Genomic DNA, 19,317 nt, shown 5'->3' with positions numbered 1-19,317 from the left:
CCAATCGGGCGCGATGCGGCAGACTGACCCGCGATCATCCACCGAACAGGGAGAACATCGTGCGGGACAACGCAATGCCGCGTCGCCGGTTCCTCACCGCGGTCGGCGCAGTCGGCTTCGCCGGCGCGGCCGGGATCGCCACGACCAGCACCGCCTGCGCGGCACCCCCGGCCGCCGCGCCGCACCCCGCCGCGCCGGCGACGCACCACCAAGCGGGCCTGATGACGCTCATCGGCAGCTACACCTCGGCGAACCCGCCGGGCCGCGGCCTGGAGGTCGCGATCCGCGACGAGGCCGGCGTGCTCGAACCGTCCGGAGTGGTCGACGGGGTGCCCGACGCGTCGTTCTTCGCCTGGTCGCCGGACCACAAGTTCCTGTACGTCACCAACGAGATCCCGCAGGGCACGATCACCGCGGTGGACCTCTCCGCGCACCACCCGGTGGTGCTCAACAGCCAGCCCAGCGGCGGCGCGGGCCCGACGCACATCGCGATGCACCCCAGCGGCGAGTTCCTGTTCACCGCCAACTACACCGACGGCACGGTCGCCGTGCACCGCCGCAACGCCGACGGCAGCATCGGCGAGTCCACCGACCTGGTCAAGCACCCCGGCTCCCAGCCGCACGCCCACCAGGTGCTCGTGGACCCCACCAAGAGGTGGGTCGTCGCCGTCGACCTCGGCGCGGACGCGGTGTTCGTCTACGCCTTCGACACCGCCACCGGCAAGCTCACCCAGCACCAGCACCTGGAGCTCCCGGCGGGCACCGGACCCAGGCACCTGGCGTTCAACTACACCCGCGCCTACCTGCTGGCCGAGCTGAAGTCCGAGATCACGGTGCTGGACTGGGATCCGGAGGCCGGCCGGTTCACCCCGGGCCAGGTCGTCGGCACCCGCGAGCCCGACGCGTCCGGCGAGAACTTCCCGGCGGAGATCGCGATCTCCCGCGACGCGAAGTTCGCCTACGCCTCCAACCGGGGGGACGACAACATCGCCACGTTCGCCATCGACGAAGCGGGCCTCACCTTCCAGGGCACGACGCCGACGGGCGGCAGCTGGCCCCGGCACTTTGCCCTGGACCCGGAGCAGACCTCCTTGTTCGTGGCGAACCAGCGAGCGGGCACGATCACCCGCCTGGCCCGCGACCCCGGCACCGGGGTCCTCACCCCCACCCAGGACAGCTACGCCTGCCCTTCGGTCGCCGCCATCACGTTCCACGGCTGACCGGTTCCTGCCGCGGTGGCCCGGCTGGGCGCTAGGTGCCGAGCCGGGCCTCGATCCCGTCGAGGATCGTGTCGACGCGCTGGGCGCTGCTCTCCGACGCCGAAGCCGGCGCGGCGCTGGGCTCACTGCGCGCCAGCGGGATGGCCCTGTACGTGCTGGGCTACTTCCACGGCTGGCGGCTGCTCGACACCTGGCTCGAAGCAGCCGACCGAGCCAGGGTCCGCCGCCTGCTCACCGAGCAGATCCTCCCGGCAGACCTGGAACCCACGGTCTGACACCCGATCACCCAGGACGGAACTCCAAGGGCGGCAGCACAACCGCCTCGCCCGAAAACCAGTGGAGTCGCACTTCCCTGTGCTGTTACCGTGCTCCCGCCCTGTCGCCTTGTCGAGGACGTGCCGTTGTACACCCAGTGAGACCTCCTGAGCGCTGATTCGTTGCGCGTCGCCCATGTGCGCTGCGCTCCTTTTCGCTGCGGACTTCTCACTGGAACTGGTGTACTTCTATGTCCAAAACCTGGGTGGTCGTGCCCACCTGCCTGCCTATCATTCTCCGCCGTTGCCACGCGTGCGCCTCCGAGCGCTTCCAGGCAAGCGGCAAATTCCGCGTCAACGCAAACCACAAGCTCCTCGACGTCTGGCTCCTCGCGCTGTGCACCGTTTGCGGGGAGACCACCAAGCTCACTGTCCTGGAGCGAATGAACGTGCGCTCCGTACGACCCGAGCTGCTCGACCGGCTGCACCACAACGACTCTGACCTGACGGCCGAGCTGCTCCAGGACCCGGTCGTGCGGCGCCGTAATCGCATCGCCCTCGACTGGGACAACGCCTGGCGCCTCGACACCGGCGGATCGGATCAGCTGGAGGACGAGGCGATCGAGGTCACGGTCCGCTTTGCGGCGCGGATCCCTGTCCGGCCGGTGCGACTGATCGCTGAAGGCTTCGGCTTTTCGCGAGCCGAGGTCGAGAGGCTGATCACCGAGGGAAACCTCGTATCGGCAGTCCGCCTGAGCGGCAAGCTCTCCGGGGACTTCACCTTCACGCTCAAGCACTGAGTCCTCCCGGGGACGGGGCCTGTCCGGCGTGATCCGCCGGGCAGGCCCACGATCACTCCCGCGCGGAACTCCAGGTGCGACACAGCAGCGCGTCGGGTTCCTTCGCCAGGGAGCCGGCTCGGGCGCTGAAGGCGACTCCCGCGATGTACTCGCCGTCCGCGCACTGTCCCTTGTAGTGGCCCGTTGCGAAGTCTCCGCCGCGGGCCTCCGGCGGGCGGGCGTCCGCCCTGTCGAACCAGACCGCTCTCTCGGTCGTTCCGAGCTGGTTCGCGACTTTGCCGCACACCGTTGACGACAGGTCTGCGCCCCTGGTCGCGTAGCCGACGACGAAGGAATCCGGCGGGCACTGGAACTTCGTGAAGCCCGGCGCCCAGTCGTCGGTCACGTGCCGCTCGTCGCGGACCACCTCGTAGCCCGCATCCCAGCCGCCGCCTCCGGTGTCGGTGCACAGGCCCCGGGAACCCGTGTGGCTCAGGCCGATCAGGCGCTGACCGTCCGGGCAGGCCGCCTTTCCCGCGCCCGGGTCCCAATCCGGTTCGGCCCGCAGGCGGGCCGACTGCACGAGGTCGCCGTGGTCCACGTCCAGCATCCGCCAGGTATCGACCGGTTTCGCCGGGCTCGCCTCGGCGTTCACCAGCCGGTGCCAGGCTTCCGCGCGCCAGTCGTCGCCATCGTCGACGAACATCCGGTTGCCCGCGGCGTCCCAGTGCACCAGGCCCCAGCCGTTGCCCTGCCGGTTCTCGTGCCAGCCGACCAGCGGCCAGTAGGCGAAGTCCGTGTCGTTGGCGACGAGGAAGTCCACGAAGTTGCCGAACCAGGCCCGCTCCTTCGGGTCCTGCTCGTCACGGCCACCCACGCCGAACTCACTGATCCACAGCGGCGCGGTGAAGTGCTGCCCCTCCTCGGTGATGAAGAACGCCTGTCGGCGCAGCACGTCGTAGAGCTGGTCGCGGTCCATGTCCCGGTACCGCGGATCGTGCGTCTCCCCCATGCCGGTGGCGCCGGTGTGGTTCGGGCCGGTGTAGCCGTAGAAGTGCGCCGAGTACACCAGCTTTCCCGAGGCCACCAATGTGTGCGACAGGGTGCGCGCCGGCTCCAGCGTCGGTCGCCCGTGCGGCAGGCCGTCCAGCGGGATGCCGGTCCAGTTGATGCCTTCGACGATGATCAGGAGGTTCGGGTTGGCCTCGGTCAGGATCCGGTCCCCCGCGCGCTGGGACGCCGCGAACCAGTCGTGGTTGTCCCCGAGCCCCCAGTTCGGGTCGTCCATCAGGTCGCGGCGCACCTCGTTGTAGAGGTCCGCGCCGACCACGCGCGGGTTGTCCCGGTAGCGACTGGCCATGAAGAGCCAGCCCTCTTCCCACTTCTGGTCGCTCTGGCTGGTGTTCCAGCGCTCGTTGCCGTCCAGGCCGCAGCACCAGCGGGTCGTGTTGGTGTGGTTGTTCAGGATCACCGCGAAACCGCTGTCGGTAAGCGCGGAAACCGCCGCGTCGTACACCTGGAGCCGGGTCTTGCCGCGCAGTTCGGGGTTCGCGGCCACCGCCGCGTCCGGCACGGTCGCCGGGTCGTCGATCATGTCGGTGGAGAACGGCAGCCGGATGCTGTTGATCCCGAGTTCCCGGAAGCTGCCGACGATTTCGCGCATCGGGGCCCGGTCCAGGCCGAGCGGGATGCCGCTGCTGTTCTCCCCCGAGTGGTGGTTGGCGGGGTCGGCGATGTCGCCGCTGCCGCTCCAGGTTCCGCTGGCGCCGTGCCAGTTCCCGGCCTTCAGCTTGAAGCGGTTCCCGCCCGCGTCGACGATGTAGCGCCCTTCGGTGCGCAGCGGCCCGGCCCAGGCTTCCTCGATTTTCCCGGTTTTCGCCTCGGCGACCGGTTGGACGGGCGCCAGCTGCGGCAGCGCGAGGACGGCGGCGAGCACCCCGGCGATCATGCGTGCGTCTCCCAAGTCGGCTTCCCAATCAGGTCGAACGATTTCGCGGATCGGCGGCGGGAACCCCATCCTCGCAGGGATCAGCGGGCGAAATGATCTGTGAAATCAACGCTTTTCCCGTTCTTCTCCGGGAAAAGCCAAATCGCGAACCGGCCGCGGCGGCGCAACGACACGATCCCGGACGAGCGATGATTGGTTCAGACCTTGCCTTCGGGGAAACCGGTCCTTACGATCCGATTGCTCAATGCAAAACGGGAATTGCACATGATGCAACGGAGAATCCCCATGCGCGCCTGGAAAGTCATCACCGTCGCCGCCGTCGGCGCGCTGCTCGCGGCCTGCGGCCCGCCGCAGGTCCAGCAGTCCGCGCCCACCGAGGACGAACGCACCGGAACCCTGCGGGTCTGGCTGTTCGACGAGACCAACCGCGGCCCGAAGCAGGCCACTGTGGACGAAGCGGTCGCCCGCTTCGAAGCCGAACACCAGGGCGTGCAGGTGGATGTCCAGTACATCCCCGTGGACACCCGGTCGCAGCGCTTCACCGGCGCCTTCAACGACCCGGCCAGCGCGCCGGACGTCGCCGAGTACGGCAACACCGACGTGGCCGGGTACGTGGCCGCCGCCGGCCTGGCCGATCTCACCGGGAACCTCGGCCAGTGGCCGGAATCCCGCGACCTGAACCCGTCCGTGCTGGAGACCGCGAAGGTCGACGGCAAGGTCTACGGCGTGCCCTGGTACACCGGCATCCGCGCGCTGTACTACCGCACCGACGTCTTCGCCGAGCTGGGCCTGCAGCCGCCGCGCACGCTGGCGGAACTGGCCGACACCGCGCAGCGGATCCGCACCGCCCGCCCCGACATGTACGGCATCTCCATCGGCGGCAAGTACCACTACGCGCTGATGCCGTTCATCTGGGCCAACGGCGGCGACCTGGCCCGCCAGGACGGCGAGAAGTGGGTGTCCACTGTGGATCAGGCCGCCGCCCGCCAGGGCGTCGACGCCTACGCGTCGCTGATCACCGGCGGGGCGTGCCCGCGCGAGCAGTGCGCGGACCTGACCGGCAGCCAGGCCGTGCAGGCGTTCGCCTCCGGCAAGGCGGCGATGACGATCGGCGGCGACTTCAACCGCGCCGCGGTCGACGCCGGCGCCGCCGGCGGGAAGTACGCCGTCGTGCCGCTGCCCGGCAACACCGCCGGTTCGGTCGCCCCGGCCTTCGCCGGCGGCAACATGCTCGGCGTCATGAAGTCGTCCAAGCGCGCCACGCTGGCGCGCGAGTTCGTGCAGCTGCTCGCGGGCAAGGAGTACCAGCGCAAGATGTACGCGGCGATGGGCAACCTGCCGACCTTCACCGACGTGCAGCAGGAACTCGCGGCCGGTGACCCGAAGGTCGCACCGTTCGTGCGGACGCTGCAGGCGGGCACCCGGTTCGTGCCCACCTCGGCGACCTGGTCGAAGGTCGACGCGCAGGGCGTGCTGCCGACGATGGTGCAGCAGATCGTCACCGGCACCAGCGTCGACGAGGCGACCGGCAACGCGGCCAAGCAGATGACCACCGTCTTCGAAGGTCACTGAGATGCCGGTTTCGACACGACGGACCAGCGGATCCGCAATTTCCATTGAAATTGAAGGTCCAATTTCAATGGAAATTGCGCCCGTCCCGGAGCGGCTCCGCTGCCCGCACCGATGCGCAACACGGGTTCGAGGTCAGGTGTGATGGCCGCGCTGCTCTACCTCGCACCGGCGGCGCTGCTGCTCATCGGCATGATGGGCTACCCGCTCTACCAGCTGGTGCAGATCTCCCTGTACGAGTACGGGCAGGCGCAGGCGTCCGGCGGCGCGCCGGTGGTGTTCCTCGGCGCGGACAACTACCTGACGCTGCTCGGGGACGGCCAGTTCTGGACGATCCTGGTGCAGACCTGCGTCTTCGCCGCGGTCTGCGTGGTGGGCAGCATGGCGGTCGGCATCGCGCTCGCGGTGCTGGCCACGAGGATCAGCCCGCTGCCGCGGCTGCTGCTGTTCCTGGCCGCCATCGGCGCCTGGGCCACCCCGGCGATGGCCGGGTCGACGGTCTGGCTGTTCCTGTTCGACCAGGACTTCGGCCTGGTCAACGAGGCGCTCACCGGCGTCGGCATCGACGGCGCGGCGGGCTTCTCCTGGACCTACGACAAGTTCGTGGCCTTCGGCCTGGTCGCCGCCGAGGTGATCTGGTGCTCGTTCCCGTTCGTGCTCGTCACCACCTACGCCGGGCTCACCGGGATCCCGGGCGAGGTGGTGGAGGCCGCGGCGCTGGACGGGGCGTCGACCTGGCGCACCGCGCGCAGCGTGCTGCTGCCGATGCTGCGCCCGGTGCTGGTCATCGCCACCATCCAGTCGATCATCTGGGACTTCAAGATCTTCACCCAGATCTACGTGATGACCAACGGCGGCGGCGTGGCCGGGCAGAACATGGTCCTCAACGTCTACGCGTACCAGTCGGCCTTCGCGGGCTCGAACTACGGGCTCGGCTCGGCCATCGGCGTGGTGATGACCGTGCTGCTGATCTTGATCACGCTGGCCTACCTGCGGGCCCAGCGGAAGGACGAGGCATTCGTATGAGTGCGTTGCGCAAGCCCAGGCTGCTCGCCGCCAACTCGGTCGCGGTGCTGATCGCGGTCGTGGTGGCGTTCCCGCTGTACTGGATGGTGCTCTCGGCCTTCAAGCCGGAGGGCGAGCTGCTCTCGACCGATCCCCGGCCGTGGACCTTCACCCCCACCCTGGACAGCTTCCGCCGCGTGTTCACAGTGGACGGACTCGGCGGGTACTTCGTGAACAGCCTGCTGGTGGCCGGCGCGGTCGTACTGGTCTCGCTGCTGATGTCGTTCCTCGCCGCCGTCGCGCTCACCAGGTTCCGCTTCCGCGGCCGCACCGTGCTGCTGCTGATGCTGCTGGTGGCGCAGATGGTTCCGGTGGAGGCGCTGACGATCCCGCTGTTCTTCCTGATGCGCGAGGTCGGTTCGGTCGCCCCGGCGCTCGGGCTGAACCACCTCGGTTCACTCGTTCTGGTGCACCTGGCGTTCAGTCTGCCGCTGGCGATCTGGATGCTGCGCGGGTTCGTCGCGGCCGTCCCGGACGAGCTGGAGGAGGCCGCGACGCTGGACGGCGCGAGCCGCACCCGGTTCGTCTGGCAGGTGCTCTTCCCGCTGGTGGCACCGGGTTTGGTGGCCACCAGCGTGCTCTCGTTCATCCACGCCTGGAACGACTTCCTGTTCGCCAAGACGTTCATCATCTCGGCGTCGGAGAACCAGACGCTGCCGATGGCGATCCTGGTGTTCTTCACACCTGAGGGCAACGATTGGGGCGCGATCATGGCCGGTTCAACGCTGATGACGATTCCGGTGCTCATCTTCTTCGTGGTGGTGCAGCGACGCCTGGTGTCCGGACTGGCCGGGGCGGTGAAGGGATGAGCTGGGACTCGCTGGTACCGAAGCCCGCGCTGGTGGCACCGGCCGCGGGGATGTTCGAGCTGGACCGGGACACCACGGTGGGCGGCGAACCCACCACGGCCGACTGGTTCCGGCGGCACGTCGGCGCCGCCACCGGGCTGCCGCTGCCGGACGCGGCGCGGCCGACGATCGAGTTCCGCGTCGACCCGGCCGAGTCCACGCCCGGCGGATACCGCGCGGAAATCCGGCCGGACGGCGTGGAAGTCGTCGCGCACGACTCGGCCGGCGCGCACCACGCCGCGCAGACCCTGCGGCAGCTGCTCGGCCCGGCCGCGTACCGGAGCGCGCTGATCCACTATGGACGGTGCTTGTTGCCGTGCGGCCGGGTCGAGGACCGGCCGCGGTTCGCCTGGCGCGGCTGCCACCTGGACGTGGCCCGGCACTTCCTGCCCAAGCGCGAAGTCCTCCGGTTCGTCGAACTGCTGGCCATGCACAAGCTCAACGTCCTGCACCTGCACCTGACCGACGACCAAGGCTGGCGCGTCGAGGTGCCGCGGTTCCCGAACCTGACCCGCGTCGGCGCCTGGCGGCGGCGCTCGATGGTCGGCCGCGGCGAGCAGCCCGAGTTCGACGAACGCCCGCACGGCGGCTTCTACACCAGCGACGACCTGCGGGAGATCGTCGCCCACGCCGCCCGGCACCACATCACGGTCGTCCCGGAGGTCGACGTGCCCGGCCACAGCCAGGCCGCGATCGCCGCCTACCCGGAACTGGGCACCGCGCAGCGGCCGCGCGTCTGGGAATCCTGGGGCGTCAGCGACGAAATCCTCAACACCGACCCGGCCACGCTGGACTTCTACCGCGCCGTCCTGGACCACCTGATGGAGGTCTTCCCGTCGCCGGTGATCTGCATCGGCGGCGACGAGGTCCCGGGCGTGACGCCGGAGCACGGATCCTTCCTGCGCTCACTCGTCGAGCACATCCACGCCCAGGGGCGCCGGGCATCGGCCTGGGACGAGATCCTGGAGTCGGTCGACCCGCTGCCGCCGCAGACCATCATCGCGACCTGGCGCGACGAGCGGACCGCGCTGCGCGCCGCCGAGCGCGGCCACGACGTGGTGCTGTGCCCGGAACACCACCTCTACTTCGACCACCGGCAGTCCGACCACCCCGACGAGCCCATCCCGGTCGGCTTCAACACCACCCTCGAGGACGTCTACGCCTACGAACCGCTGACCGAGCGCGCGCTCGGCGTGCAGGCGCAGGTCTGGACCGAGCACCTGGACACCCCGCGCCGCGTCGACTACGCCACCTTCCCGCGGCTGACCGCGTTCGCCGAGGTCGCCTGGAGCAGCGACCGGGACTTCGCCGACTTCCGGCGCCGCCTCGTCGACCACCACCTGCCCCGCCTGGACGCCTACGGCGTCGAATACCGCCCGCTCGGCGGCCCGCTCCCCTGGCAGACCCGCCCCGGCGTGCCCGGCAGGCCGCGGTGAGCCGGCGGAGAAAACCCTGAAATCCGTTCGGATTCGCCTCGGCCACCGGTAACGTCACGTTGAATGATCTACCGGTCACCGGAGGTGAGGATGACGGAAGCACCCGTGAGCCAGGGAGTTCCGGTCACCCGTCTGCCGTCCCGCCTCGGGCGGCGATGGGTCCGGCGACGCCGCGTGGAGAAGCTCCCGGACCAGCCGATCATCCACCTGCTGCGCGAGAACGCCTCCGGTCGGCTCATCGACCAGCTCTCCGACCACCTCGGCACCATCGTGCCGCACGTGGTGCTCGACGTCGGCGGAACGCCCGCCGAGACGCCGCGGCAGAAGTCGGTGCAGATCCGGAAGCTGCTGGACAACGCGGCCCAGGGGCTGCGCGACGCCGACTCCTGGCCGCGGATCGGCCGGCTGCGCTTCCGCCGGTACGCGCTGCTGAGCTGGCTGCTGAAGAAGAACCTGCCGCCGACGAACCTGGCCCAGGCCCCGCATTCGCACACCCGCCAGCTGTTGCGCGAATACCTCCGCAGCCGCCGGCCCCGGCGCGGCCAGCCCCAGCAGCAGGAGGCCGCGCTGTGGGAGTCGGCCGCGCAGAGCCTGCCCTGGTACCTCTTCGTGCTGTCGCTGACGTTCTTCCCGCTCTACTACGCGTGGTGGGTGCGCCGGAGCCGCGCCGCCCGCTGGTTCATGCGGCAGCGCTACCTGTCGCCGGGCGAATCCGCGGACTTCCCGAGCTTCGCGCAGCGCCTGATCACCACGCCGTCGCGCTGGGAGAACGCCGAACAGGTGCGGAAACTCCTGGTGCACGCGTTCCTGGCGGACCTCACCGATTCCTACGCGCGACGGCTGTGGCGCTGGCAGTGGGTGCCCAAGGACTGCTACCCGGTCCTGCTGCTGCGCAACCTCGGCGAGGACACCGTCGGCAAGGTGCTGGTCCGGCTCATCAACGACGTGCGCAACGAGACCGGCCTGCCGGATCCGCTGCTGGTGATCGGCAGCGGCCGGGAACCGTTGCAGGACAGTGAGACGCCGAGCGCGCCGGTCACCCTCGAAAGCTGGCCGGAGACGCTGCAGGAAGCGCGGCGCAAGCGTTCGAACACCGCCTGGTACGTGACGCTGCGGGTGGCCGACGAACCGCCGTCGACGGAGGACGAGCCGGGCGTTTCGCTGGGCCAGACGACCTTGCCGCTGAAGCGCTCCAAGCTGCTGCGCCGCATCCCGATCCTGCTGGTGGTCCTGCTGGTGCTCGGGGGCGGCGGCGTCTACCTGCAGCAGTACTACGGCCACTGCGGCCGGAGCTGGTGGCCGTGGACCAACACCGCGCTGTGGTCGACCGGCGGCGAATGCGTCGGGATCGCCGACTCGGAACACCGCTTCTCCGCCGACATCTCGGAGCCGGCCCTGCGCGATCGGCTCATCGCCGCGCAGGACCGGATCAACCAGCAGAACGCCGAGGCCGCGGACCTGCACCAGCGGTCGGTGGCGGACGGCAAGCAGGTCGCGTACTTCTCGATCGTCTACTTCAGCACCCTCACCGGCCGGGATCCGGACTCGTCGACGCTGGACGGGGTCGCGGCGGAGCTGGAGGGGCTGGCCGAGGCCCAGCGGAGCGCGCGGATCAACGACCGCGTGGCGATCCGGATCGTGCTCGCCAACGGCGGCGCGAAGATGAAGCACGCCGAGGCCGTCGCCGAGCACATCGTCGACTTCGCCGAGCCCCGGCAGGAAGCACCGGCGGTGGCGGTCGTCGGGCTGGGTGGCAGCTGGCGGGAGACCGGCGACGCGATCACCGTGCTGGGCAGCAGCGGGCTGGCCATGGTGGGCACGGTGACCTCGGCCGACAGCTTCCCCGGCCTCAGCAGGCTCTACCACCAGGTGGGGCCGACGAACCACTGGGAATCCGAGGTCATCGCGCAGCACGTGCGGGACCTGGGCAGCAAGAACGTCACCGTCTTCTACGACGAAGCCGACACCTACAGCAGGAACCTCGCGCTCGACGTCGACGCGCAACTGGGAGGTTCGGCCGAGCTCCAGAACACCCAGCACGGCATCCCGTCGGACGCCGTGCAGTGCGGACCCGAATCGCTGGCCCTGTACACGGCGCGGGCGGACGACTTCAGCAACTACCTGAGCGCCGTGCAGGACCGGTGCGTCGGCGACGCCAACATGCCGAAGCTGATGGCCGGCGACGACGCGACGAAGTTCCTGCTCGACCGGGAGCTGCGGGAGGGGATCCAGCTCGACTACATCGACTTCACCGGGAAGCGCGTGCTGCCGGGCGACGACGGGTTGGCGGGCCGGTCGATGCTGGCCTTCGACGCCGTCCACCTCGTCCGGCAGGCGGTGCAGAAGGTCACCGAAGGACAGGCCGACGTCGGAACGACACCGTTGAACGGCCTGGCGGTCTGGTACGGGATCGCGCGGCTCAGCGAGAACCCCGAAGGCATCCGCGCGATCAGCGGCCCCATCGACTTCGGCTCGCCGACCGGGCAGGTCCCGGTGCGGAAGGCGATCTCGGTGATGCGCGTGGAGGGCAAGAGCGGCCGGGCGCCCGAGCCCGTGATGCACTGCGGCAGAACGCCGGAGCCGTCCCCCACCTGCCCCAGATGATGCGAGTGCCGGGCACCCCGGCGGAATGCCCGGCACTCGCGGCGGCGGAACGCGATCCAGGCAACCTCAGGCCGTCGCGTGCGTCGCAAGGGTGAAGACCGGCCGCATCGTGGCGGTCTTCGGATGGGACATGTCCATGACGGCCGTTCGCCGTCCACTGCCGAGGAGGATCCTGTGCGACGAGTCCTGACCGCGTTGGTCGCGGCCCCATTGCTGGCCACTGCGATCGGATTGCCGGCCTATGCCGCAGAACCGACCAGCTCGGTGTCCGGAGTCGGCTTCTTCGACCTGAACGGAGATGGTCAGCAGCAACCCGGCGAGCCCGGCGCGGCCGGCTTCAAGGTATCCCTGGGTTTGACCAGCGATGGTTCGACGATCTCGACCGTCACCGACGAGAACGGGCACTACCGCTTCGCCGATCTCACCCAGAAGGGCAAGTACTCGGTCCAGTTCGACGGTGCCGGACACGTCCACACCACGCCGTGGGCCGTCGGGGGCTCGCTCGGCGAGGGCGGTGTCGACGTGATTCAGAACTTCGGCATGCAGTGATGACGCGACTGTATGTCCACTGTGGATAGATGATGACCACGTGCCCGGTGCGGAATTCCTGGCCCGAACACCGGCGCGAGATCAACCCCGCCGAGACTGCGGCGGTGACTGACGACCAGGTCGCCACACCGTGAACGGCCTGCGACAGCAGCACCGCGCATTCGACCTGCTACGAATGCGCGGTGCTGACCTGCGGTTCTTGCTGTTCGGGGCAGCGTTAGTCGCAGTATTGCGCCGTCGCCCAGTGCGTGCCGGGCGTCAGGTGCGCGACGTATCGGGCGTCGCAAGCGGTGAAGGTGAACTCGACGTACGGGTAGGCGTCGATGTCTTCCGGGAAATCCTCGTCGGTGGCGGCGTCCCAGAAGCCGTCGGCCTCCCAGAAGGCAGGCGTGTTCAGCATTTCGCTCACTTCGGAGGACTCGATGATCTCGTCGATCCGATCGAAGAAGTACTCGTCCGGTTCCGCCTCGTCGTCGAGTTCCTTCTCGAAGGCGTCCCTCAGCACGTGCCCGTCGGCGATCGCGGTCGCCTGCTCGAAGGACACGGGGAGCCTGTCGTCCCCGAGCCCGTCGCCGACGAAGAAGCTCCCGTCCTTCATTCGGCGCCACGCGTCGATCATGATTTCCAGCGGGAGGAGGTCGTCGTCCTCTTCCGGGAGGATCCCCGCATCGGGGTTGATCATGTGGAAGCGACCGCGCACGGTGGCGTCGGCATTCTCATCGATGGAGATCCGGTAGAGGACGGTCACGTCGCTGGGCTCCGTTCCAGGTGCTGGCAATCGACACCTGGGACGCAGCAGACCTCGACCAGGTTGCATCCCGTCCCACATCGACATCCCGGTCCTGGGCAACGTCGAGTTCGGCCATGCCGGGCCGAATCTGCCGATGCCGGTCGGCATCCGCGTCGCCCTCGATGCGCAGCAGCAGATGTTGTCGCTGCTCGAACCTGCGGCCTCTCATGGCGCGAGGACCGGTCGGCTGAGCAACGCGGATCAGTGAGGATTTTGCGTCCTCAGGCTGAGGCGGGTCACCGCCGACCAGACCCGGCCGGACCTGGAACCGGACGCGGTGGTTGGCTGGGCACTCGGAGGCTTGACCTTTCCCGCGAGCACCCAGTCCGGCATGAGCTGTGGGTGCCTCGGCTTCGGCGAGTGCCTGGCTCATCCGGCTTGTTTCTCGGTGCCGTGGCCCTACGCACACTACAAATCCGCTGCGAGAAGGACGAACGCCCCCGCTCCGCCGCCCAGGAGCAATAGCTGCACGATGCCGGGGATACGCCATCGCAGGGCGAGCAGACCACCACCCGTGACCACCGCGCCGCCGGCCAGGAGCCACACCGCTTGCAGCGCAACCTGCGGCGCATTCGGCGCGTTGACGCCGTCAAAGTTGTCGGCCCACCCCGTGATCCCGTAGCCGTACAGCAGCCAAGCGATCATCATCAGATCGATCAGGAGCAGCCCCACGCCGACCCCAACCTGCTGGCCGATCGACGGCTTGCTCACGCGCTTCATACCCACTTCCGGCTGTCCCCGATCACCTGCCGACCGCATTCGGCCCAGCATGCCGTCTCGGCCCGCTCTACACATGAGTACGTGTACTCAAATCCCCTTCCGTTCGCGGTGACGGCCCAGTGCGTCCACATGCCCGCGAGGTACGCGGCGGCCGTCCTGTTCTCCCGCATGCTCCGACCCGCGCGGAAGCTCAGGTACCGGGCGACCTCCTCGCAGACCGCGTAGGTCATCGAGGCCGCCGCGAGCAGCGCCCAGCTGCCCGCGCCGAACAGCGACGGCCACACCATCGTCACGAGCGGCACGTTGACGACGAGGTTGCGACGAAGAATCCCGCGGCGATCCAGAAAACGCGACGCGGGACGGCGAACCGCCGGCGGATCCAGACGGCCGCGGCGATCGGGCCGCCGATCATGATGACGAGCTCCGCCGCGATCGCGGCGATGTTCGCTGCGCTCATGTCAGCCCCGCTCCTCGGCCGGCTCCGCCGCCGGCTGCGTGGTGATCGCCTTCAGCGCCGCCAGGTGCGCCTCGTACGCCCGGCGGCCCTTCGCCGTGAGGCTGAGCCAGGTGCGGGGGCGCTTGCCGACGTAGCCCTTCTTCACCTTGACGTAGCCCGCGCCCTCCAGCGTCGACACCTGCTTGGAGAGCACCGAGTCGCTGACCTCGATGATGTCGCGCACGTACTTGAACTCGGCCTGGTCGACCGCCGCGAGCGTCGCGGCGATGGAGAACCGCACCGGCGAGTGGATGAGATCGTCCAGCTGGTGCCGGGGGTGCGCGCCGCCGCTCATCCTCGGCTCCGGCGGTGCGCGACACCGGCCCCCGCGAACGCGATCGCGGCCATCACGACCCCGCCGCCGATCCACCACTGCCAGACGTCGGGCATCCAGTTGCTGCCGGCGACGATCGTGGTGATCCAGGCCAGCGTCCACCCCAGCATGACCGTGCCGTGGAGCGCCCCGAATCCGCGCATCCCCACCTTGCGGGTGGCCGACCAGACGGAGATGGCGACGACGAAAGCGATCCAGAGCGGCATCGTCACGAACGCCGCGGTCTTGCCGTCCACGAACGCGAAGACCGCTGCCATGGCGAAGGACCCGACCCCGAACACCAGCATGTACCGCACGTACCAGCGGCCGCCGCGACGCGCCTCGGCTCCCAACCGTTCCGCCCGCGCCAGCTGCGCGGCGGCATCCATCTGCACCTGGTTCATGACAGCTACGTTCGCAACTACTTTCCAACTTGTCAAATAGATGTCGATGCGACACCTACTTGCCATTGGTCGGCGAAGAGGCGGGCGCCTACGCACCGGGAACGGTGCGGAGGCGCCCGACTTCGACAGCTTCAGGCCTGCTCGGCCTCCAAGTGGTCCTTGAGGCGCTGCAGGGTGGCTTCGATCGACCGCTGGTTCTGCTTCGGCAGGCCGGTGCGCGCGACCAGCTTCGGCAGCATCGTGGTGAAGTCGTAGGTCTCGGTCACCTTGGTCGCCGAGTCGCCGACCGGCTCCAGTTCGTACCGCCACCGGCCGGGCAGCATGTGCCGCCACGCGATCAGCCGGTTCTCCTCGTACTCCACCACGGTGTTGGTGATCCGGTAGCCGACGCCCCTGCGCATCCGCATCCCGAACTTGGAGCCGAGCACCAGCCGTTCCGGGCCGCTCATCTCCCCCTGCACCGTGCCGGAACCGTCGATGACCGAATGCTTGCGCGGATCTGCCAGCACGGCGAAAACCGCCTCCGGCGGGGCCTGCACGACAACGCTGCCGGAAACCGAGAACTTGTTCTGCGCCATGCCGCCGAACCTAGTCAGCCGGGGTAACGAACCCGACACGCGGAAGACGCCTTCTCACCGGTGGCGGCGAACCTGCGGATGCGGATCGGAGAACTTCTCCCCGCGGCGATGAGTTCCATCCTGTCGACAGGTCCAGGTTCATGAAGCCGAAATCGAGAGGAACGACGATCCCGGAGACGAGTCGACGTGTCATTGCGTGGGCCACCACGTCCATGGACGGCTACACCAGCGGCGTGGAGGGCCCTGCGCACGACAACTGGCTCTACGAGCACGTGAAGCACGAAGCGTCGGCCGCTCACTTCGAGGGCATCTGGCGCGGCGTGAGCACGGTGCTGCTGGGGCGCACGAACTACGAGGGGTTCTACTCCGTCTGGCCGGGCATCACCCGCGACCCCGCGACCCGCGCTGCTTGGCGGCGGCCTGCGCCTGTTCGAGGCGGGAATTCCCGCCTCGAACTGGTCCCTGGCCCAGACCACCGTCCTGCCCGATGGCGCGATCGGCGTGCACTACACCCGGGCCTGACCTGGCAGAACACCTGCTGTCCGATTGGACAGCAGGTGTTCTGCCGCGTCGATGGGTCAGTTCTCGGAGAGCACCGGGGCCAGGAAGCGGCCGGTGTGGCTCTCGTCGATCTCCGCGAGCTCCTCCGGGGTGCCCTCGGCCACCAGGATGCCGCCGCCGGAGCCGCCCTCCGGGCCCATGTCCAGCACCCAGTCCGCCGTCTTGATGACGTCCAGGTTGTGCTCGATCACGATCACCGTGTTGCCCTTGTCCACCAGGCCGTTGATCACGCCGAGCAGCTTGCGGATGTCCTCGAAGTGCAGGCCGGTCGTCGGCTCGTCGAGGATGTAGACCGTCTTGCCGGTGGACCGCTTCTGCAGCTCGCTGGCCAGCTTGACGCGCTGCGCCTCACCACCGGAGAGCGTCGGCGCCGGCTGCCCCAGCCGCACGTAGCCCAGGCCCACGTCCACCAGCGTCTTCAGGTGCCGGTGGATGGCGTTGATCGGCTCGAAGAACGACGCGGCCTCCTCGATCGGCATGTCGAGGACCTCGGCGATCGTCTTGCCCTTGTAGTGCACCTCCAGGGTCTCCCGGTTGTACCGGGCGCCCTTGCACACCTCGCACGGCACGTACACGTCCGGCAGGAAGTTCATCTCGATCTTCAGCGTGCCGTCACCGGCGCACGACTCGCACCGGCCGCCCTTGACGTTGAACGAGAACCGGCCCGGCTGGTAGCCGCGCACCTTCGCCTCGGTGGTCGCCGCGAACAGCTTGCGGATGTGGTCGAACACGCCGGTGTAGGTGGCCGGGTTCGACCGCGGGGTGCGGCCGATCGGCGACTGGTCGACCTGCACCAGCTTGTCGACGTGCTCCAGGCCCTTGATCCGCGTGTGCCTGCCGGGCACCTGCCGGGCGCCGTTGAGCTTGTTCGCCAGCACCGACGCGAGGATGTCGTTGACCAGCGTCGACTTGCCCGATCCGGAGACGCCGGTGACCGACACCAGGCAACCCAGCGGGAACGACACGTCGATCTTGCGCAGGTTGTGCTCGCGCGCCCCGACCACCGTCAGCTGCCGCTTGCGGTCGCGCGGGCGCCGCACCTCGGGCACCGGGATCTGCTTGCGCCCCGCCAGGTACGCGCCGGTCAGCGACTGCTTGTTCTCCAGCAGCTTCTTGTACGGTCCACTGTGGACGACCTGGCCGCCGTGCTCGCCCGCGCCGGGCCCGATGTCGACCACCCAGTCCGCGCTGCGCACGGTGTCCTCGTCGTGCTCGACGACGATCAGCGTGTTGCCCAGGTCCCGCAGCCGGCTGAGGGTCTCCAGCAGCCGGTGGTTGTCCCGCTGGTGCAGCCCGATCGACGGCTCGTCCAGCACGTAGAGCACGCCCACGAGGCCGGAACCGATCTGGGTCGCCAGCCGGATGCGCTGCGCCTCGCCGCCGGAGAGCGTCCCGGCCGCGCGGTCCAGCGACAGGTAGTCCAGGCCGACGTCGAGCAGGAAGCCCAGGCGCGCCTGCACCTCCTTGAGCACCCGCCCGGCGATCATCTGCTCGCGCGGGCCCAGCACCAGCCCGTCCAGGAACGTGGCGCACTCGCGCACGCTCAGCGCGCTGACCTCGGCGATGGACAGCTCGCCGCGCTCGTCGTTCTCCATCGTGACGGCCAGGATCTCCGGCTTGAGCCGGGTGCCGTCGCAGGCCGGGCACGGCACGTCCCGCATGTAGCCCTCGTACTTCTCGCGGGCGTAGTCGGACTCGGTCTGCTCCAGCCGCCGTTCCAGGAACGGGATGACGCCCTCGTAGTTGGCGTAGTAGGAGCGGGTCCGGCCGTAGCGGTTCTTGTAGCGGACGTGCACCTGGTCGTTGGTGCCGTGCAGCACCGCCTTCTTGACCTTGGTGGACAGCTGCCGCCACGGCGCGTCCATCCGGAAGCCGATGGCTTCCGACAGCGAGGTCAGCAGCCGGGTGAAGTACTCCGCGGTGTGCCCGCCCGCCCACGGCGCGATCGCGCCGTCGGCCAGCGACAGCTCCTCGTCCGGCACGACGAGCTCCGGGTCGACCTCCTTGCGGATGCCCAGGCCCGCGCACTCCGGGCACGCCCCGTAGGGCGAGTTGAACGAGAACGACCGCGGTTCGAGCTCGTCCACGCCCAGCGGGTGGCCGTTGGGGCAGGCGAGGTTCTCGGAGAACTTCCGCTCCCGGTTCGGGTCGTCCTCGTCGAGGTCGATGAACTCGATCAGCACCAGCCCGTCGGCCAGCCGCAGCGCGGTCTCCACCGAGTCGGTGAGCCGCTGCTTCGCGCCGGTCTTCACGGTGAGCCGGTCGATGACCACCGCGATGTCGTGCTTCTCCTGCTTTTTCAGCTTCGGCGGGGCGTCCAGCGAGTGCACCACGCCGTCGATGCGGGCGCGCGCGTAGCCCTGCGACTGCAGCTGCTCGAACAGGTCGACGTACTCGCCCTTGCGGCCGCGCACCACCGGGGCCAGCACCTGGAACTTGGCCCGGTCGGGCATCTCCAGCACCTGGTCCACGATCTGCTGCGGGGTCTGCTTGCTGATCGCTTCGCCGCAGGCCGGGCAGTGCGGCTTGCCTGCTCGGGCGTACAGCAGCCGCAGGTAGTCGTAGACCTCGGTGATGGTGCCCACCGTCGACCGCGGGTTGCGGCTGGTGGACTTCTGGTCGATCGACACCGCCGGGGACAGGCCCTCGATGAAGTCCACATCGGGCTTGTCCATCTGGCCGAGGAACTGGCGGGCGTAGGCGGACAGCGACTCGACGTAGCGGCGCTGTCCCTCCGCGAAGATGGTGTCGAAGGCCAGGCTCGACTTCCCGGAGCCGGACAGCCCGGTGAACACGATCAGGCTGTCTCGGGGCAGGTCCAGGTCGATCCCGCGCAGGTTGTGCTCACGGGCGCCGCGAACGACAAGGCGGTCAGCCACGGTGATCCCTTCGAAAAGTTCTGGTGTTGACGTGGACGCGCGCCGGCTGCAGGCAGTGCATCGGCAGGTACGCGACGTCGCCCGCCCATGCTATTCGGGGCCTCTGACAGTCACGGATCGCGTGCGGCGCGCAGCCCGCGCAACAACCACCCCGTAGCCGAACGAGTGACACACGGGGAGGTCGACCGCGACTCCTCCGACGATACGCAAATTCCCCCGGAATGGGCACTGTCGCGCCTGTGGCCTGCGCAATTAAGCTCGATGTTCACCGGTCGCGAAAATTCCCTCCTGCACGCAGAGGTAG

The 19,317-nt window shown here is 69.0% G+C and carries 19 protein-coding genes; 10 read left to right on the top strand and 9 right to left on the bottom strand.

Annotation, left to right across the window (positions count from 1 at the left end):
- Positions 1 to 59 precede the first annotated feature (59 nt).
- The 3 genes from AC07FN_RS10995 to AC07FN_RS10985 all read left to right on the top strand — a co-directional run bounded on the left by AC07FN_RS10995 (position 60) and on the right by AC07FN_RS10985 (position 2,274).
- Positions 60 to 1,220 (top strand): lactonase family protein, encoded by a 1,161-nt coding sequence (locus AC07FN_RS10995; RefSeq protein ID WP_478395467.1) that lies wholly within the window; start codon positions 60 to 62, stop codon positions 1,218 to 1,220.
- A gap of 68 nt (positions 1,221 to 1,288) precedes the next feature.
- Entirely contained in the window at positions 1,289 to 1,495 is a 207-nt protein-coding gene (locus AC07FN_RS10990; RefSeq protein WP_478395466.1) for a hypothetical protein, read from the top strand.
- Positions 1,496 to 1,725: 230 nt separating this feature from the next.
- Positions 1,726 to 2,274, top strand: a complete 549-nt coding sequence (locus AC07FN_RS10985; RefSeq protein ID WP_478395465.1) for a DUF1062 domain-containing protein — start codon at positions 1,726 to 1,728, stop codon at positions 2,272 to 2,274.
- Positions 2,275 to 2,326: 52 nt separating this feature from the next.
- On the opposite strand, the gene AC07FN_RS10980 is transcribed toward AC07FN_RS10985, so the two are convergent.
- On the bottom strand, positions 2,327 to 4,216 hold the full coding sequence (locus AC07FN_RS10980) for a glycoside hydrolase family 5 protein (RefSeq protein ID WP_478395464.1): 1,890 nt from the start codon (positions 4,214 to 4,216) through the stop codon (positions 2,327 to 2,329).
- Between the two features lie 270 nt (positions 4,217 to 4,486).
- Between AC07FN_RS10980 and AC07FN_RS10975 the strand changes: the two genes are divergently transcribed.
- The 6 genes from AC07FN_RS10975 (at position 4,487) to AC07FN_RS10950 (ending at position 12,272) form a co-directional block, all read left to right on the top strand.
- Positions 4,487 to 5,773, top strand: coding sequence for an extracellular solute-binding protein (locus AC07FN_RS10975; protein WP_478395463.1), 1,287 nt, complete (start codon positions 4,487 to 4,489; stop codon positions 5,771 to 5,773).
- A gap of 111 nt (positions 5,774 to 5,884) precedes the next feature.
- Complete coding sequence (locus AC07FN_RS10970) at positions 5,885 to 6,796, top strand: carbohydrate ABC transporter permease (protein WP_478395462.1); 912 nt, start codon at positions 5,885 to 5,887, stop codon at positions 6,794 to 6,796.
- Positions 6,793 to 7,644, top strand: coding sequence for a carbohydrate ABC transporter permease (locus tag AC07FN_RS10965; protein WP_478395461.1), 852 nt, complete (start codon positions 6,793 to 6,795; stop codon positions 7,642 to 7,644). The genes AC07FN_RS10970 and AC07FN_RS10965 overlap by 4 nt, the downstream gene beginning before the upstream one ends.
- Positions 7,641 to 9,119, top strand: coding sequence for a beta-N-acetylhexosaminidase (locus tag AC07FN_RS10960; protein ID WP_478395460.1), 1,479 nt, complete (start codon positions 7,641 to 7,643; stop codon positions 9,117 to 9,119). The genes AC07FN_RS10965 and AC07FN_RS10960 overlap by 4 nt, the downstream gene beginning before the upstream one ends.
- 90 nt (positions 9,120 to 9,209) lie before the next feature.
- On the top strand, positions 9,210 to 11,723 hold the full coding sequence (locus tag AC07FN_RS10955) for an ABC transporter substrate-binding protein (RefSeq protein WP_478395459.1): 2,514 nt from the start codon (positions 9,210 to 9,212) through the stop codon (positions 11,721 to 11,723).
- A 174-nt stretch (positions 11,724 to 11,897) separates the two neighbouring features.
- The gene (locus tag AC07FN_RS10950) at positions 11,898 to 12,272 is read left to right on the top strand and encodes an SdrD B-like domain-containing protein (protein ID WP_478395458.1); all 375 of its coding nucleotides are present in this window, start codon (positions 11,898 to 11,900) and stop codon (positions 12,270 to 12,272) included.
- A 217-nt stretch (positions 12,273 to 12,489) separates the two neighbouring features.
- On the opposite strand, the gene AC07FN_RS10945 is transcribed toward AC07FN_RS10950, so the two are convergent.
- Positions 12,490 to 13,020: a hypothetical protein gene (locus tag AC07FN_RS10945; RefSeq protein WP_478395457.1), complete on the bottom strand. Its 531-nt coding sequence runs from the start codon at positions 13,018 to 13,020 to the stop codon at positions 12,490 to 12,492.
- Between the two features lie 4 nt (positions 13,021 to 13,024).
- On the opposite strand from AC07FN_RS10945, the gene AC07FN_RS10940 reads away from it, so the two are divergent.
- A complete protein-coding gene (locus tag AC07FN_RS10940; RefSeq protein WP_478395501.1) occupies positions 13,025 to 13,270 on the top strand; it encodes a hypothetical protein in 246 nt (81 codons plus the stop codon).
- 200 nt (positions 13,271 to 13,470) lie between these two features.
- Here AC07FN_RS10940 and AC07FN_RS10935 read toward each other — a convergent pair whose 3' ends face one another.
- The 7 genes from AC07FN_RS10935 to uvrA form a co-directional block, all read right to left on the bottom strand.
- The gene (locus AC07FN_RS10935; protein ID WP_478395456.1) at positions 13,471 to 13,782 is read right to left on the bottom strand and encodes a hypothetical protein; all 312 of its coding nucleotides are present in this window, start codon (positions 13,780 to 13,782) and stop codon (positions 13,471 to 13,473) included.
- The gene (locus tag AC07FN_RS10930; RefSeq protein WP_478395455.1) at positions 13,779 to 14,075 is read right to left on the bottom strand and encodes a hypothetical protein; all 297 of its coding nucleotides are present in this window, start codon (positions 14,073 to 14,075) and stop codon (positions 13,779 to 13,781) included. The genes AC07FN_RS10935 and AC07FN_RS10930 overlap by 4 nt, the downstream gene beginning before the upstream one ends.
- Positions 14,072 to 14,239, bottom strand: coding sequence for a hypothetical protein (locus AC07FN_RS10925; RefSeq protein WP_478395454.1), 168 nt, complete (start codon positions 14,237 to 14,239; stop codon positions 14,072 to 14,074). Before AC07FN_RS10925 ends, AC07FN_RS10930 begins: the two co-directional genes overlap by 4 nt.
- A 1-nt stretch (position 14,240) precedes the next feature.
- The gene (locus AC07FN_RS10920; protein WP_478395453.1) at positions 14,241 to 14,573 is read right to left on the bottom strand and encodes a winged helix-turn-helix domain-containing protein; all 333 of its coding nucleotides are present in this window, start codon (positions 14,571 to 14,573) and stop codon (positions 14,241 to 14,243) included.
- Entirely contained in the window at positions 14,570 to 14,995 is a 426-nt protein-coding gene (locus AC07FN_RS10915; protein WP_478395452.1) for a hypothetical protein, read from the bottom strand. The genes AC07FN_RS10920 and AC07FN_RS10915 overlap by 4 nt, the downstream gene beginning before the upstream one ends.
- A gap of 131 nt (positions 14,996 to 15,126) precedes the next feature.
- Positions 15,127 to 15,573, bottom strand: a complete 447-nt coding sequence (locus tag AC07FN_RS10910; protein ID WP_478395451.1) for an SRPBCC family protein — start codon at positions 15,571 to 15,573, stop codon at positions 15,127 to 15,129.
- Between the two features lie 578 nt (positions 15,574 to 16,151).
- The gene (gene uvrA, locus AC07FN_RS10905; protein WP_478395450.1) at positions 16,152 to 19,013 is read right to left on the bottom strand and encodes an excinuclease ABC subunit UvrA; all 2,862 of its coding nucleotides are present in this window, start codon (positions 19,011 to 19,013) and stop codon (positions 16,152 to 16,154) included.
- Between the last annotated feature and the right edge of the window lie 304 nt (positions 19,014 to 19,317).

The organism is Saccharopolyspora sp. NPDC045941, from assembly GCF_056431445.1.
The sequence above is the reverse complement of the archived record's forward strand: the minus strand, read 5'-3'. Positions and strand labels throughout refer to the sequence as shown.